The sequence below is a fragment of the Hydrogenophaga aromaticivorans genome, from assembly GCF_013387465.1.
In the GTDB taxonomy this organism is placed as follows: Bacteria; Pseudomonadota; Gammaproteobacteria; order Burkholderiales; family Burkholderiaceae_C; genus Hydrogenophaga; species Hydrogenophaga aromaticivorans.
This window is the reverse complement of record NZ_VYGV01000006.1, coordinates 386,398-401,358: the sequence shown is the minus strand read 5'-3', so window position 1 is coordinate 401,358 and position 14,961 is coordinate 386,398. Positions and strand designations below refer to the sequence as shown.

Annotated in this window: 14 protein-coding genes; 6 read left to right on the top strand and 8 right to left on the bottom strand. The window is 64.1% G+C overall.

The genetic code is table 11. The annotated features are described in order from the left end of the window. Positions 1-31: 31 nt before the first annotated feature. The 6 genes from adk to F3K02_RS06195 form a co-directional block, all read right to left on the bottom strand. The gene (adk, locus tag F3K02_RS06220; protein WP_177134382.1) at positions 32-688 is read right to left on the bottom strand and encodes an adenylate kinase; all 657 of its coding nucleotides are present in this window, start codon (positions 686-688) and stop codon (positions 32-34) included. 157 nt (positions 689-845) lie between these two features. Then, a complete protein-coding gene (kdsB, locus tag F3K02_RS06215; protein ID WP_177134380.1) occupies positions 846-1,631 on the bottom strand; it encodes a 3-deoxy-manno-octulosonate cytidylyltransferase in 786 nt (261 codons plus the stop codon). Next, complete coding sequence (locus F3K02_RS06210; protein WP_177134378.1) at positions 1,628-1,834, bottom strand: Trm112 family protein; 207 nt, start codon at positions 1,832-1,834, stop codon at positions 1,628-1,630. The genes kdsB and F3K02_RS06210 overlap by 4 nt, the downstream gene beginning before the upstream one ends. Before the next feature lie 24 nt (positions 1,835-1,858). Then, positions 1,859-2,959 carry a tetraacyldisaccharide 4'-kinase gene (gene lpxK, locus F3K02_RS06205; RefSeq protein WP_177134376.1) on the bottom strand — a complete coding sequence of 367 codons (1,101 nt, stop codon included), beginning with the start codon at positions 2,957-2,959 and terminating at the stop codon, positions 1,859-1,861. A gap of 2 nt (positions 2,960-2,961) precedes the next feature. Next, positions 2,962-3,399, bottom strand: coding sequence for an ExbD/TolR family protein (locus F3K02_RS06200; protein WP_177134374.1), 438 nt, complete (start codon positions 3,397-3,399; stop codon positions 2,962-2,964). Between the two features lie 55 nt (positions 3,400-3,454). Next, positions 3,455-4,096 (bottom strand): MotA/TolQ/ExbB proton channel family protein, encoded by a 642-nt coding sequence (locus F3K02_RS06195; protein WP_177134372.1) that lies wholly within the window; start codon positions 4,094-4,096, stop codon positions 3,455-3,457. 406 nt (positions 4,097-4,502) lie between these two features. Between F3K02_RS06195 and xseA the strand changes: the two genes are divergently transcribed. The 3 genes from xseA (at position 4,503) to F3K02_RS06180 (ending at position 9,013) form a co-directional block, all read left to right on the top strand. Continuing rightward, on the top strand, positions 4,503-5,729 hold the full coding sequence (gene xseA, locus F3K02_RS06190) for an exodeoxyribonuclease VII large subunit (protein WP_177135409.1): 1,227 nt from the start codon (positions 4,503-4,505) through the stop codon (positions 5,727-5,729). A 136-nt stretch (positions 5,730-5,865) separates the two neighbouring features. Next, complete coding sequence (locus tag F3K02_RS06185) at positions 5,866-6,447, top strand: superoxide dismutase (RefSeq protein ID WP_177134370.1); 582 nt, start codon at positions 5,866-5,868, stop codon at positions 6,445-6,447. Between the two features lie 328 nt (positions 6,448-6,775). Then, complete coding sequence (locus tag F3K02_RS06180; RefSeq protein ID WP_177134368.1) at positions 6,776-9,013, top strand: NADP-dependent isocitrate dehydrogenase; 2,238 nt, start codon at positions 6,776-6,778, stop codon at positions 9,011-9,013. Positions 9,014-9,130: 117 nt separating this feature from the next. On the opposite strand, the gene F3K02_RS06175 is transcribed toward F3K02_RS06180, so the two are convergent. After that, positions 9,131-9,586 (bottom strand): DUF192 domain-containing protein, encoded by a 456-nt coding sequence (locus F3K02_RS06175; protein WP_177134365.1) that lies wholly within the window; start codon positions 9,584-9,586, stop codon positions 9,131-9,133. Between the two features lie 202 nt (positions 9,587-9,788). Here F3K02_RS06175 and icd point away from each other — a divergent pair, with 202 nt between their 5' ends. The 3 genes from icd to clpA all read left to right on the top strand — a co-directional run bounded on the left by icd (position 9,789) and on the right by clpA (position 14,086). Next, positions 9,789-11,042 carry an NADP-dependent isocitrate dehydrogenase gene (gene icd, locus F3K02_RS06170; RefSeq protein ID WP_177134363.1) on the top strand — a complete coding sequence of 418 codons (1,254 nt, stop codon included), beginning with the start codon at positions 9,789-9,791 and terminating at the stop codon, positions 11,040-11,042. A gap of 254 nt (positions 11,043-11,296) precedes the next feature. After that, a complete protein-coding gene (gene clpS / locus F3K02_RS06165; RefSeq protein ID WP_177134361.1) occupies positions 11,297-11,653 on the top strand; it encodes an ATP-dependent Clp protease adapter ClpS in 357 nt (118 codons plus the stop codon). A gap of 96 nt (positions 11,654-11,749) precedes the next feature. Continuing rightward, positions 11,750-14,086 (top strand): ATP-dependent Clp protease ATP-binding subunit ClpA, encoded by a 2,337-nt coding sequence (clpA, locus tag F3K02_RS06160; RefSeq protein ID WP_177134359.1) that lies wholly within the window; start codon positions 11,750-11,752, stop codon positions 14,084-14,086. An 85-nt stretch (positions 14,087-14,171) separates the two neighbouring features. On the opposite strand, the gene F3K02_RS06155 is transcribed toward clpA, so the two are convergent. Then, positions 14,172-14,933 carry an SGNH/GDSL hydrolase family protein gene (locus tag F3K02_RS06155; RefSeq protein WP_177134357.1) on the bottom strand — a complete coding sequence of 254 codons (762 nt, stop codon included), beginning with the start codon at positions 14,931-14,933 and terminating at the stop codon, positions 14,172-14,174. Between the last annotated feature and the right edge of the window lie 28 nt (positions 14,934-14,961).

Here is a 14,961-nt window from a genome sequence, read left to right as displayed (position 1 = left end):
TGACCGGGTTCCTGTGGATCGCGGTGCGCGATTATTTCGAGAGGGCTTCAAAGGCGCGCGCGGTGATGTCATCCACCGAGCCCATGCCGCTGATGGCGCGGTACTTCGGTGCGGCAGCGGCATCGGCCCTGGCCCAGTTGCTGTAGTAGTCCACCAGCGGACGGGTCTGGGCGCTGTACACCTCCAGGCGCTTCTTGACCGTTTCTTCCTTGTCGTCTTCGCGCTGGATCAGCGGCTCGCCGGTCACGTCATCTTGGCCGTCCACCTTGGGCGGGTTGAACTTGACGTGGTAGGTGCGGCCCGACGCCGGGTGCGAGCGGCGGCCGCTCATGCGTTCGATGATGGCTTCGAACGGCACGTCGATTTCGAGCACGTAGTCGAGCTTCACGCCGGCGGCCTTCATGGCGTCGGCCTGGGGGATGGTGCGGGGAAAACCATCGAACAGGAAACCGTTGGCGCAGTCCGGCTGGGCGATGCGTTCCTTGACCAGGTTGATGATGAGATCGTCGCTGACGAGGCCGCCGGATTCCATCACGGCCTTGGCCTGCATGCCCAATGGAGTGCCCGCCTTCACGGCGGCGCGCAGCATGTCACCGGTCGAAATTTGGGGGATGCCGTATTTCTGGCAGATGAACGTGGCTTGGGTGCCTTTGCCAGCGCCGGGAGCGCCCAACAGAATCAATCTCATCGCTGTCCTTTTTTCAGAGTTTCAAATGGAGAGGCCGCTTGTCTCTGGCGGCTGCCCTTCCGGCCCGGGGCCCGGGGGCGACCGGTCGAGGATAGCATGCGCTAACCGGGCTCTGGCTTACAGCGTGGGAAGGCCAAAAGGCGCTGAAAACAGCCCATCAGCCGAGGGCAAAGAGCGCGCGCACCCGCGCCAGATCGTCGGGGGTGTCGACGCCCTGCCCGGGGGCCTGTGCACTCACATGGACCGCGATGCGTTCGCCATGCCACAGCACACGCAACTGCTCCAGCGATTCGGTCAGTTCCAGGGGCGCGGGCTCCAGCGTCGGAAAGTGGCGCAGAAATCCCGAGCGGTAGGCGTAGATGCCGATGTGGCGCAAAGGCGCGGGCGAGGGCAGGGTGTTCCGGCCCGATGCATCGGCCATGCCATCACGCCACCATGCAATGGGCGCCCGGCTGAAATACAAGGCGGTCTGTGCGCGGTCGAGCACCACCTTGACCACGTTCGGGTTGAGGAAATCGGCCATCTGGTCGATGGCGTGCGCCGCGGTGCTCATCACGCAATCGCTGCGGCGCTGGAGATCCAGCGCCACGGCGTTGATCAGCGCCGGGTCCATCAGCGGCTCATCACCCTGCACGTTGACCACCACGGCGTCGTCTGCCAGGCCGAGTTGTTCGCAAGCTTCGGCCAGGCGGTCGCTGCCGGAGGCGTGGTCGGTGCGCGTGAGCAGGGCGGTGATGCCGTGTGCTTCGCAGGCCGCGACGATACGCGCGTCGTCCGCCGCGACCACACACCGGCTGGCCTGGCTGCGCTGCGCACGTTGCGCCACGCGCACCACCATCGGCCGACCGCCGATGTCGGCCAGCGGCTTGTCGGGCAGGCGGCTCGACGCGAGCCGCGCCGGAATCAGCACGGTGAACGGACCCGGGGCCCCGCTCGGGCTCATGGGGCTGGCGACGGCTTGGGCGGGCGGGCCGCTTCCTCTTCCGTGATCGGGCGGGCTTCGTGCTCCAGCAGGATCGGGATGCCGTCGCGCACGGGGTAGGCCAGCCGCGCACTGCGGGAGATCAGTTCCTGTTTCTCCCGGTCAAAGATCAGAGGGCCCTTGGTGACCGGGCAGACCAGCAGTTCAAGCAATTTGGTGTCCATGCGGGAATGATAGTCGGCCGCTTGTCAGCGGGCGCGCGGGATCGACGCAAGGCGATGGTCCAGCGCCTCAAAGAAGGCCGCATCGGCACGCAATTCCAGCGGGACCGCCCAGGCCTGCGGGTCATCGCCTGCGGGCGGTTCAGGGCAGCAGGCGAACAGCTTGACGGCGTCCTTTTCGGTACACAGGATCGGCCCCTTGCAGCCCTGCAGCAAGGCGGCATAGGTCGCTTGCTCGGCGTGATCGGGCAGCGCCAGGGTCTTGGTCAGGGTGAGCCCACGGGCGCGCAGCATGTCGAAGAAAACCGAAGGGCGTGCGATGCCGGCCAGCGCCGTGACGGCGTGCCCCTGGAATTCGCGCAGGGGCCGGCGCTGTCCCTGCGGTCCAATGGCGTGATCGGCCAGGCGCCGCGTGGCTTCAAAAACAGGCAGATCGGACGGCCGTTCCAGCGGGGTGGTCGACGGGACCACGGAGGCGGACTCGCTGCGCTGGTTCAGCACCAGATCGGGTCGAAAAGGGTTGCCTGCGCCCGGCGGCCAGGGCTCGCGCAAGAGGCCGGCGGGCAGCAACCAGCCGTTGCCGGTGCCGCGGTCGTCGAACACCGCCACCGACAGGTCGCGGCCCAGCGCCAGGTGTTGCAGGCCATCGTCGCAGAGGATCAGGTCCACCCCGGGGTGCGCGGCCAGCAGGGCCTGGGCGGCCTCGGCCCGGCGCGCCGCCACGAACACCGGCATGCCACCGCTGCGCCAGATCAGGGCAGGCTCGTCGCCGCTTTCGGTGGCTGGCGTGTCGGGCTGTACCTCCAGCACGCCCGTGCCACGGCGACCATGTCCGCGTGACACCACGCCCGGGTGCCAGCCACGCTGTTGCAGATGTTGCAGCAGGGCCAGCACGGTCGGCGTCTTGCCGGCGCCGCCGACCACCACGTTGCCCACCACGATAACCGGCACCGGCAGCCGGGTGATCTTCAGCATTCCGGCGGCATACAGCCATCGCCGCAGACCGGTCAGCGCTCCGTACAGGACCGAAACGGGCCAGAGCACATGGGCCAGCGGACCGCGGGTCCGCCAGATGCCCTGCCAGCGGGCCTGCCCTTGGTCGAGGCGCTGTGGCTGGGCAGCGGGCACGGTCAGGACTTGCCGCGCGCGCGCTGGGAGCCGGACTGCTGGGTGGCGAAGGTGATCTGCACCAGGCCGGCACGGCGGGCGGCGTCCATCACGTTGATGACCGACTGGTGGGTCGCGGCGGCGTCCGCGCTGATGACGATGACCACCTCACGGCTGTCCTGCGATGCCTGGGTGAGTGCGCGGGTCAGCATCTCCACACCCGAGCCTTCGAGCACGTCCTTGTTGATCGCATAGCGACCGTCGCTGCTGACGGAAACGATCACTTCTTTGGGTTCGGTGCGCTGCGCCTGGGCGTCGGCCACCGGCAGGTTGACCTGCAACTGCGTGAATTTGCTGTAGGTCGTGGTGAGCATCAGGAAGATCAGCACCACCAGCAGGATGTCGATGAACGGGATCAGGTTGATCTCGGGTTCGTCGCGGGAGCCGGGCCGGAAGTTCATGCGGTCTCCCGGGCAGGCCGCGCCGCGCGGTGGTTGCGAGCGGGGGTGTGAAGCGTCATTTGCGCAGGGTCAGCAGGTGGCGGGCGAAACGCTCGGAAGCGATCTCCATGGTCAGCAGGTAGTCATCGACCCGGGCGCGGAAGTAGCGCCAGAAGATCAGGGCCGGGATGGCCACCATGAGGCCAAAGGCGGTGTTGTACAGCGCGATCGAGATGCCGTGTGCCAGTTGGCTGGGATTGCCCCCGCCGGGAACCGTGCCCATGCCGCCATCGCCGGCCTGTGATCCGAAGATTTCGATCATGCCAATGACCGTGCCCAGCAGACCCAGCAAGGGTGCCGCCGACGCGATAGTGGCCAGGGCACCCAGGTAGCGCTGCAGTTTGGCGGCGGTCTGGCGACCAGCCCCCTCAAGGCTGGAGCGCAGATCGTCTTCGCTGACCCGGGGGTTGCTGTTGAGAGCGCGGAAACCGCTGGCGAGCACCTCGCCAAGCGCCGAGTTTTGCTCCAGCTGGTTGACCACATCGGCTCCGGGCACCCCGTTGCGCGACACCATGATGGCTTCGTCGAGCAGCTTCGGCGGGGCGATCTTGACGGCTTTGAGGCTGATGAACCGCTCGATGACGAGGGCCATGCCCAGGACGGAACAGATGATCAGGGGCCAGATCGGCCAGCCAGCGGCTTGTATGATGGAAAACAAATCAGGGCTCCAGACAAAAGCCGCCTGCTTGGCGGCCAGAGTGCAATCTCCCGGATTATGTCTCACCATCCGGTGGTGAATGGCCGGAAAACCTCCAGCAAGGATCCGACTGCCTGTCCGGCCCGATGCACAGATTCTGTGGATAACTTTGTGAAGAACCGGTATCCCAACGCCCGCCAGCCCGCTGTGGTCGCGGCTCCCGACAGTTCGATGAGAAAACAGGCAGTGCAAAACGCATTGAAATCAAGCGCTTGGCGTTCAGCCCAAGCACCATGGGGTCTTTCAGGCTACAAGCCCAGAAATCTCGCGGCTTGTGGACAGATTGGGTCTGGAGAGCCCTGTGTCTGAGCCATTTCTGGATGCCGAAGCCCCATCGGCGCGGCGTGTGTGGGCGGTTGGTCCGCTCATGCGCGCGATTGCTGACACCCTGGCCGCACGTTTCAATCCGGTCACCGTCCGGGGCGAGATTTCGGGTTTTTCCCGCGCGGCCAGCGGGCATTGTTATTTTTCACTCAAGGACGATACCGGCCAGGTGCGCTGCGCCCTGTTTCGCCGTTCGGCCGACCAGCTGGACTTTGCACCGCGCGATGGCCAGGTGGTCGAGGCGCTGGGCAAGCTCGATGTCTATGGCCCCCGCGGCGATCTGCAGCTCATCGTCGACAGCCTCAAGCCGGCCGGGCAAGGGGCCTTGTTCGAACAGTTCCTGCGCCTGAAAGCCCGACTGGAAGCGGAAGGGCTGTTCGACGCGGCGCGCAAACGCCCCTTGCCTGCCCAGCCACGCAGCATTGGTGTGGTGACCTCGCTCGGCGCAGCCGCCTTGCGCGATGTGGTCACGGCGCTGCGCCGGCGTGTGCCCCATGTGCCGGTGGTGATCTACCCGGCGGCGGTGCAGGGTGCCCAGGCGCCGGCAGAGCTGTGTGCGGCCTTGCAGTCAGCCTACCGGCGCCATGCGACCACCGGTGAGAGCGAGGTGCTGCTGCTGGTGCGGGGCGGCGGCTCGCTGGAAGACCTGTGGTCGTTCAACGACGAGACGCTGGTGCGTACCGTGGCGCAGTCGCCGATGCCGGTGGTTTGCGGGGTGGGTCACGAGACCGACTTCACCCTGGCCGATTTTGTGGCCGATCTGCGAGCGCCCACGCCCACGGCTGCCGCAGAGTTGTGCGCGCCTGCGCGCGAGGTGCGGGTGGGTGAGCTGGCCTATTTGCAGGAACGGCTGAGCGAAGCGGTTCTGGGCGGCATCGACCAGCGCGCGCAACGGCTGGACCGGCTGGGTCAGCGCCTGGGGCGGCCTTCCGTTCGTGTGCACGACAGCCGCCAGCAGCTCACCGGCCTGCAGCACCGGCTGCGCGGCGCGTTGCTTCTGGCGGCTCAGCGCGCGGACAGCCGCCTGCAGGGCTTGCAGAGCCTGATGCCCCAGGCGCTGCGGCGCGCGGTGGCGCAGCACACCCAGCGCCTGCAGCGGTGCGAAAGCGCCCTGGGGCATCTGGACCCCCAGCTCGTGCTGGAGCGGGGTTACACCTACCTCACCGACACCCAGGGTCTTGCCATCACCCGGTGCAGCCAGACCCAGCCTGGCCAGTCGGTGCGGGCCCGTCTGGCCGATGGTGAGCTGGAACTCACGGTCAACCGCTGAGAGGCTGAGGCGGCGGACCAAGAAACCCTGGACGCACAAACAATAGCGTCCCTGCCTACAATGGCGCGGTTTCGGGCTGCCGGCGATCGCCTTCAGCCACCCGCCTTTCCACAACGCCAACCGAATGAGGAACCCCATGGAACACACCCTGCCCGCATTGCCCTACGCGATCGACGCCCTGGCGCCGCACTACTCCCAGGAAACGCTGGAGTTCCACCACGGCAAGCACCACAACGCCTACGTGGTCAACCTGAACAACCTGCAAAAGGGCACCGAGTTTGAAGCGATGGACCTGGAGTCCATCATCAAGAAGTCCAGCGGTGGTATCTACAACAACTCGGCCCAGATCTGGAACCACACCTTCTTCTGGAACTGCATGAAGCCCAACGGCGGCGGCGAGCCGTCCGGCGCGCTGGCCGCAGCCATCAACGCCAAGTTCGGCAGCTACGCCGCCTTCAAGGAAGCCTTCGTCAAGAGCGCCGTGGGCAACTTTGGCTCGGGCTGGACCTGGCTGGTGAAGAAGGCCGACGGTTCGGTCGACATCGTCAACATGGGCGCCGCCGGCACCCCGCTGACCACCGGCGACAAAGCCCTGCTGACCGTCGACGTGTGGGAGCACGCCTACTACATCGATTACCGCAACATGCGTCCGAAGTTTGTCGAGACCTTCCTCGACAAACTGGTGAACTGGTCGTTCGCCGAAGCCAATTTCGCCTGAGCGGACCTCCTGATCGCCGCACAAGGGCTCGAAGGCCATGCCTTCGGGCCTTTTTTGTTGGTGCGTCCAAGGGTGCTTTTTTTGTGGCGCTCACCCTGGCTGTTGAGCGCTTTGGGCCGATGGATCCGTACGAGAACAGTCGGGGGGCAGACCCGCAGAGGTGAAAAAAAACAGAAATTTTGTCTGCAATTTTCATATTGCAAGATAGGAGTTCAAAAAATGGTGTCTGGGTCAGAGCGATGAAAGCAAAATCCCAGACTATCCGGCGGTTCTGCGGTTGGCACCTACCGATCAGCGGGATTCCTACAACGATCTACGGAGCAAACACATGAGCACCCAGCAGCCCACCATCATCTACACGCTGACCGACGAAGCCCCGCTGCTGGCGACCAGCGCCTTTTTGCCCATCATCCGCACCTTCACCGCACCTGCCGGGATCAATGTCGAGTCCAGCGACATTTCGGTGGCGGCTCGCGTGCTGGCCACGTTTCCTGAATGCCTGACCGAGGCGCAGCGTGTGCCCGACACATTGTCCGAACTGGGCAAGCTGACGCTGAAGCCCGAAGCCAACATCATCAAACTGCCCAACATCAGCGCCTCCGTCGGCCAGCTGGTCAGCGCGATCAAGGAGCTGCAGTCCAAGGGTTACGCGCTGCCCGACTACCCCGAAGCGCCGAAAACCGAGGAAGAGAAGGCCATTCGCGCCCGCTACGCCCGTTGCATCGGCAGCGCGGTGAACCCGGTGCTGCGCGAAGGCAACTCCGACCGCCGCGCGCCGCGCGCCGTGAAGGAATACGCGCGCAAGAACCCGCACAGCATGGCCGAGTGGAGCCAGGCCTCGCGCTCGCACGTCTCGCACATGCACCACGGCGACTTCTACCACGGTGAAAAGTCCATCACCCTGGACAAAGCCCGTGACGTCAAGATGGAACTGATCACCCAGAGTGGCCAGACGATCGTCCTGAAGCCCAAGGTGTCGTTGCTGGACCGCGAAGTCATCGACAGCATGTTCATGAGCAAGAAAGCCCTGGAGGCTTTCTACGAGAAAGAGATTGAAGACGCACGCAAGACCGGCGTCATGTTCTCGCTGCACGTGAAGGCGACCATGATGAAGGTGTCGCACCCGATCGTGTTCGGTCACTGCGTGAAGATCTTCTACAAGGACGCGTTCGAGAAGCACGCCAAGCTGTTTGAAGAACTGGGCGTGAACGTCAACAACGGCATGGCCGATCTGTACGGCAAGATCGCCAGCCTGCCGCAGAGCAAGCAGGACGAGATCAAGCGCGACCTGCACGCCTGTCACGAGCACCGCCCCGAGCTGGCCATGGTGGACTCGGCCAAGGGCATCACCAACTTCCATTCGCCCAACGACGTGATCGTGGACGCCTCGATGCCCGCCATGATCCGCAACGGCGGCAAGATGTGGGACGCCAACGGCCGCCTGAAGGACGTCAAGGCCGTGATGCCCGAATCGACTTTCGCCCGCATCTACCAGGAGATGATCAACTTCTGCAAGTGGCACGGCGCCTTCGACCCCAAGACCATGGGCACCGTGCCCAATGTCGGCCTGATGGCCCAGCAGGCCGAGGAATACGGCTCGCACGACAAGACCTTCGAAATCACCGAAGACGGCGTGGCCAACATCACCGATCTGGCCACCGGCGAAGTGCTGCTGTCGCAGAACGTGGAGAAGGGCGACATCTGGCGCATGTGCCAGGTCAAGGACGCCGCCATCCGCGACTGGGTGAAACTGGCCGTGAACCGTGCGCGCAACTCCGGCATGCCGGTCGTGTTCTGGCTGGACCAGTACCGTCCTCACGAGGCACAGCTGATCACCAAGGTCAAGATGTACCTGCACGAGCACAACACCAACGGTCTGGAAATCCAGATCATGAGCCAGGTGCGTGCGATGCGCTACACGCTGGAGCGCGTGATCCGTGGCCTGGACACCATCAGCGCCACAGGCAACATCCTGCGCGACTACCTGACCGATCTGTTCCCGATCATGGAACTGGGCACCTCGGCCAAGATGCTGTCCATCGTGCCGCTGATGGCGGGTGGTGGCATGTACGAAACCGGAGCCGGCGGCTCGGCGCCCAAGCACGTGCAGCAACTGGTGGAAGAAAACCACCTTCGCTGGGACTCGCTGGGTGAGTTCCTGGCGCTCGCCGTGTCGCTGGAAGATCTGGGTCTGAAGACAGGCAACAACGCAGCCAAGATCCTGGCGAAGACGCTGGATGCCGCCACCGGCAAGCTGCTCGAGAACAACAAGAACCCGTCGCCCAAGACGGGGCAGCTCGACAACCGCGGCAGCCAGTTCTACCTGGCCATGTACTGGGCCCAGGCCCTGGCGGCCCAGACCGACGATGCGGCCCTGGCGGCCCGTTTTGCGCCGCTGGCCCAGCAACTGGCCGACAACGAGCAAACCATCGTTGCCGAACTGGCGGCTGTGCAGGGCAAGCCGGTCGACATCGGGGGCTATTACCTGCCGGACTTCGAGAAGCTGGCCGCGGTGATGCGTCCCAGCCAGACGCTGAATGCGGTGCTGGCCGCTGCTCAAGGCTGAGCATCCCTCTCGTCAGGCTTCGACACCCCGAAGCGATCCAGGCGGCGCGAGCTGTCCGGGTCGCTTTTTTCTTGCCTGGGTGGCGGATCTGCAGGGGCTGGCAGATCGCCCGCGAACTTACTTGCGTCCGTCGAACGGTGAACCGCTCAGCCGGGAGCCGGCCTGGATGCCCCGCTTGGCAAACCAGCCCTGGTGCATCTCCAGCACATAACGCACCGGTCGTGCCGAGCAGTGCGAGTCCAGGCTTTGCGGCTTCATGTCGACCAGGTTGACGATGGTGCCGTCATCGGCCACGAAGGCGGCGGTCAAGGGCAGCAGGGTGTTTTTCATCCAGAAGCACTGGCCCGCGGGTTGCTCGAAGACAAAGAGCATGCCTTCACCGGCAGGCATGTCCTCGCGGAACATCAGCCCGATGGATCGCTGTTCCGGGGTGGCGGCCACCTGGGCCTGGATCAGGTGCATACCCGCCGTGAGGGTGACGCGGGGCAGCTGGAGCTGGGGTGCATCGCGGGACCACGCAGGCCCGGTCAACAGGGCCAGCAGGCAGGACAGGCAAACGAGCAATCGGTTCATGGGCAGACGATGTGATCGGGTGAAAAACGCATTGTCCGTCAAGCGCCGCGCACAGGTCAGTGATCGGCGATTTCCACGGATAGATCCGGCGTCCGGGCCGCTCGATCAGGACTAGAATTCTTGAGGTCCATCCCGGCGCCATGCCCGGGAACTCTGGATTCAGAAGCGTTCGACAATGCATCCCATACGGAGACCCGTTTCCATGTACCAGCACATCAAGGTTCCAGCCCAGGGTGAAAAAATCACCGTCAACGCCGACATGTCCCTGAACGTGCCGGATGAACCGATCATTCCTTACATCGAAGGCGATGGCACCGGTCTGGACATCACCCCCGTGATGCTCAAGGTGGTCGATGCGGCCGTGGCCAAAGCCTATGGTGGCAAGAAAAAAATTCACTGGATGGAGGTGTTTGCCGGCGAGAAGTCGACCCAGGTGTACGGCCCCGACGTCTGGCTGCCCGAAGAAACCCTGGCGGCGCTGCGTGAATACGTGGTCTCCATCAAGGGCCCGCTGACCACCCCCGTGGGCGGCGGCATCCGATCGTTGAACGTGGCGCTGCGCCAGGAACTTGACCTTTACGTCTGCCTGCGCCCGGTGCAGTACTTCAAGGGCGTGCCTTCGCCCGTGAAAGAGCCCGAGAAAACCAACATGGTGATCTTCCGTGAGAACTCGGAAGACATCTACGCCGGCATCGAATACGAGGCCGAGTCCGACAAGGCGAAGAAGCTCATCAAGTTCCTGATGGAAGAGATGGGCGTGACCAAGATCCGTTTCCCGAACACCTCGGGTATCGGCATCAAGCCCGTGTCGCGCGAAGGCACCGAACGCCTGGTGCGCAAGGCCATCCAGTACGCGATCGACAACGACAAGCCCAGCGTGACCATTGTGCACAAGGGCAACATCATGAAGTACACCGAAGGCGGCTTCCGCGACTGGTCGTACGCGCTGGCCCAGAAGGAGTTTGGTGCCGAACTGATCGACGGCGGCCCGTGGTGCAAGTTCAAGAACCCCAGGACCGGCAAAGACATCGTCATCAAGGACAGCATTGCCGACGCCTTCCTGCAGCAGATCCTGCTGCGCCCGGCCGAGTACTCGGTGGTCGCGACGCTCAACCTCAACGGCGACTACATTTCTGATGCGCTGGCGGCCCAGGTGGGTGGCATCGGCATCGCCCCGGGCGCGAACCTGTCCGACTCCGTGGCCTGCTTTGAAGCCACACACGGCACGGCGCCGAAGTACGCCGGCAAGGACTACGTGAACCCCGGCTCCGAAATCCTGTCGGCTGAAATGATGCTGCGCCACATGGGCTGGACCGAAGCCGCTGACCTGATCATCAGTTCGATCGAGAAGTCCATCGCCAGCAAGAAAGTCACCTACGACTTCGCCCGCCTGATGGACGGCGCCACCCAGGTGAGCTGCTCGGGCTTTGGCCAGGTCATGATCGACAATATGTAACGCGCCAATTCCGCTCGTCGCCGGTCAATGAAGCCGGTGCCGGGCAGAACGTTTGGAAAAACCGCCCGGAAGCAGCCTTCCTCGGCGGTTTTCTTTTGCATCGAAACGACACAATGGGACATGCCGCGTCGCGTCTTTGCCCCTGCCAATGTCGCCCCTTCACCGACTGGGTGGGCAACAACGCCGTGTTGTCACGGCAAATACATATCCCGAGCAGCACATAGGGACGCGTGCACCCCGCTAGAATGATTTTCATGGCTACCCAGAACCCCAAGAAACCCGAAACACCCGTCGCGCCTCCCAGTGTGGGCAACGACGATTCGGTGGTGCTTGAGCGGCGTGCGCAGCGCACCAAACCCCCCCAGATGTTCCAGGTGGTGCTGCTCAACGACGACTTCACCCCCATGGAGTTCGTTGTGCACGTCATTCAGGAATATTTCAGCAAGGACCGTGAAACCGCGACCCAGATCATGCTCAAGATACACCTCGAAGGCAAAGGCATTTGCGGGATATACACGCGCGATGTGGCCAGCACCAAAGTCGACCAGGTGTCGCAGGCTGCCCGGAACGCGGGGCATCCGTTGCAGTGTTTGAGCGAGCCGATTGAATAAAGCCAGATCCGCCCCATTTGATGGCCATCCACCCGATACAACTTACGTACCCGGACCCCAGCGTTTCAAACCACCACCAGCCCAAAGGATGTGTCCATGATTGCCCAGGAACTTGAAGTCAGCTTGCACATGGCCTTCGTCGAGGCCCGGCAACAGCGACACGAATTCATCACGGTGGAGCACCTGTTGCTCGCCCTTCTCGACAACCCGAGCGCCGCCGAGGTGCTGCGCGCCTGCTCCGCCAACGTGGACGATCTGCGCAAGTCCCTGACGAATTTCATCAAGGACAACACACCCCAGGTCGCCGGCACCGACGAGGTGGACACGCAGCCCACGCTGGGCTTCCAGCGGGTGATCCAGCGCGCCATCATGCACGTGCAGTCCACCGGCAACGGCAAGAAGGAAGTCACCGGCGCCAACGTGCTGGTGGCGATCTTTGGCGAAAAGGACTCCCACGCCGTGTACTACCTGCACCAGCAGGGGGTGACCCGGCTGGACGTGGTCAACTTCATCGCCCACGGCATCCGCAAGAGCGATCCACCCGAGGCGAGCAAGCCCGGCGAGAGCGCGGCCGAAAACGAAGAGGCGGGCGAAGCCAAGCAGAATGAAAAGGCGTCGCCGCTGGAGCAGTTCACCCAGAACCTGAATCAGCTCGCCAAAGACGGCAAGATCGATCCGCTGATCGGGCGCGACTACGAGGTCGAGCGCGTGATCCAGATCCTGTGCCGCCGCCGCAAGAACAACCCGCTGCTCGTCGGCGAAGCCGGCGTGGGCAAGACCGCCATCGCCGAGGGCCTGGCCTGGCGCATCACCCAGAACGACGTGCCGGAAATCCTGGCCGAAGCCCAGGTGTATTCGCTCGACATGGGTGCACTGCTGGCGGGCACCAAATACCGCGGCGACTTCGAGCAGCGTCTGAAAGGTGTTCTCAAGTCGCTCAAGGACAAGCCCAACGCCATCCTGTTCATCGACGAGATCCACACCCTGATCGGTGCTGGCGCGGCATCGGGCGGCACGCTGGACGCGTCCAACCTGCTGAAGCCCGCGCTGTCCAGTGGCCAGATGAAGTGCATCGGCGCGACCACCTTCACCGAGTACCGCGGCATCTTCGAAAAAGACGCCGCGCTCAGCCGCCGCTTCCAGAAGGTCGACGTGGTGGAGCCGACGGTGGAGCAGACCGTGGACATCCTCAAAGGGCTGAAATCGCGCTTTGAAGAGCACCACAACGTCAAGTACGCCCTGGCGGCCCTGCAGGCCGCGGCCGAACTCAGCGCCAAGTACATCAACGACCGTCACCTGCCCGACAAGGCCATCGACGTCATCGACGAGGCCGGTGCGGCACAACGCATCCTGCCCGCGTCCAAGCGCAAGAAAACCATCAGCAAGACCGAGGTCGAAGAGATCGTGGCCAAGATCGCGCGCATCCCGCCCGCGAACGTGTCCAACGACGACCGCGGCAAGCTGCAGACGCTGGAGCGCGACCTCAAGAGCGTGGTGTTCGGCCAGGACAAGGCCCTTGAAGTGCTGGCTTCCAGCGTCAAGATGGCGCGTTCGGGCCTGGGCAAGAGTGACAAGCCGATCGGTGCTTTCCTGTTCAGCGGCCCCACCGGCGTTGGCAAGACCGAAGCCGCCAAGCAGCTGGCCTACATCATGGGCATCGACCTGATCCGCTTCGACATGTCGGAGTACATGGAGCGCCACGCCGTGAGTCGCCTGATCGGTGCGCCTCCCGGCTATGTGGGTTTTGACCAGGGTGGCCTGCTGACCGAAGCCATCACCAAGAAGCCCCATTGCGTGCTGTTGCTCGACGAGATCGAAAAGGCGCACCCGGACATCTTCAACGTGCTGCTGCAGGTCATGGACCACGGCACGCTGACCGACAACAACGGACGCAAGGCCGACTTCCGCAACGTCATCGTGATCATGACGACCAACGCGGGCGCCGAGACCATGAACAAGGCGAGCATCGGTTTCACCAACCCGCGCGAGGCGGGCGACGAGATGGCCGACATCAAGCGCCTGTTCACGCCCGAGTTCCGCAACCGGCTCGATGCCATGGTCGGTTTCAAGGCGCTGGACGAAAACGTCATCATGCGCGTGGTCGACAAGTTCCTGCTGCAGCTCGAAGGCCAGCTGACCGAGAAGAAGGTCGAGGTCACGTTCACCGACGCGCTGCGCAAGCACCTGGCCAAGAAGGGCTTTGATCCGTTGATGGGCGCGCGGCCGATGCAGCGCCTGATCCAGGACACCATCCGCCGTGCGCTGGCCGACGAGTTGCTGTTTGGTCGACTCACCGACGGCGGTCGCCTCACGGTGGACCTGGAGACCAAAACCGACGAAGCCGGCAAAGAGACCCAGGAAGTCAAGCTGGACATCCAGCCGTTGCCGAAGAAAGAAGGCAAGGCCAAGCCAGAGGAAGCCACGGCGGGTTGATGCCGGGCGCCTTGGCGCACTCAAGAAGGCCCGGACATCCGGGCCTTTTTTATTTCACAACCAGAAGGAGAAGGCGGCCAACCGGTCAGCGAGTCCGCCAGGCCAGCACGGTGTCGGCCCATTGATTCCCGAGTTTGGCCTCGCCAGTGGCGTTCGGGTGAACGCCGTCGTAGTTGTCTGCCACCGAGTAACCCGCCGCCTGGTTCACCACGGCGATGGGGGAGAGCACGGTGTTGCGCGACGCTGCCAGACCATCGATACCCCGGTTCAGGGCCGCTGTTCCCGCCGTGTCGGGGGCGGCGGGAATGATCTTGGCCAGCACGATGTGGGTGTCGGCCTTGCCGGCCCGGATGGCGTCGATCACGCTCCCCAGTTCCCCGATGATGCCAGTGGTGCTTTGGCCATCGAGCACGTCGTTGGTGCCCAGATGGAGGAGGACCACGTCGGGGCTGGCGCTGCCGACCTTGCCGGCCACCTGGGGCGCCAGCTCGTGGGCCCGGTAGTCCCAGTAGCCCTCATGGTCCGGATCGAAGTCCGGGTCGGGGGCGCTGGTTTGTGGGCTGTCGCGGTAGCCGCTGGAGACGCCGGAGCGGCTGCCCACCAGGTCCACCGAACAGCCCGCGGCGTTCAGGCGTTGCCAGAGCACCCGGCGGTAGCTGTTGTGCCCCGCCTCGGCCTGGGTGATCGAATCGCCCAGGGGCATGATGCGCAACGGGCCACCTTCGCGGCCACAGCTGGCGACTTTGAGCGCCGACGTGGCGTCACCCGAACCGTCGTCAGAGTCGCCACCGCCGCAGGCGCTGAGCACCGCGGTCAGCACCAGCAGGGCGGCACGGGTGGGAGGCATTTTTCGAGGCATGGAACATCCAGAAAAG

Excerpts from the sequence above, each read along its gene's own strand:
- F3K02_RS06175 (WP_177134365.1), bottom strand. The coding sequence starts at position 9,586 with ATGAACCGATTGCTCGTTTGCCTGTCCTGCCTGCTGGCCCTGTTGACC.
- F3K02_RS06185 (WP_177134370.1), top strand. The coding sequence starts at position 5,866 with ATGGAACACACCCTGCCCGCATTGCCCTACGCGATCGACGCCCTGGCG.
- F3K02_RS06200 (WP_177134374.1), bottom strand. The coding sequence starts at position 3,399 with ATGAACTTCCGGCCCGGCTCCCGCGACGAACCCGAGATCAACCTGATC.
- xseA (WP_177135409.1), top strand. The coding sequence starts at position 4,503 with ATGCGCGCGATTGCTGACACCCTGGCCGCACGTTTCAATCCGGTCACC.
- kdsB (WP_177134380.1), bottom strand. The coding sequence starts at position 1,631 with ATGAGCCCGAGCGGGGCCCCGGGTCCGTTCACCGTGCTGATTCCGGCG.
- F3K02_RS06210 (WP_177134378.1), bottom strand. The coding sequence starts at position 1,834 with ATGGACACCAAATTGCTTGAACTGCTGGTCTGCCCGGTCACCAAGGGC.
- F3K02_RS06155 (WP_177134357.1), bottom strand. The coding sequence starts at position 14,933 with ATGCCTCCCACCCGTGCCGCCCTGCTGGTGCTGACCGCGGTGCTCAGC.
- clpS (WP_177134361.1), top strand. The coding sequence starts at position 11,297 with ATGGCTACCCAGAACCCCAAGAAACCCGAAACACCCGTCGCGCCTCCC.
- F3K02_RS06180 (WP_177134368.1), top strand. The coding sequence starts at position 6,776 with ATGAGCACCCAGCAGCCCACCATCATCTACACGCTGACCGACGAAGCC.
- icd (WP_177134363.1), top strand. The coding sequence starts at position 9,789 with ATGTACCAGCACATCAAGGTTCCAGCCCAGGGTGAAAAAATCACCGTC.
- clpA (WP_177134359.1), top strand. The coding sequence starts at position 11,750 with ATGATTGCCCAGGAACTTGAAGTCAGCTTGCACATGGCCTTCGTCGAG.
- adk (WP_177134382.1), bottom strand. The coding sequence starts at position 688 with ATGAGATTGATTCTGTTGGGCGCTCCCGGCGCTGGCAAAGGCACCCAA.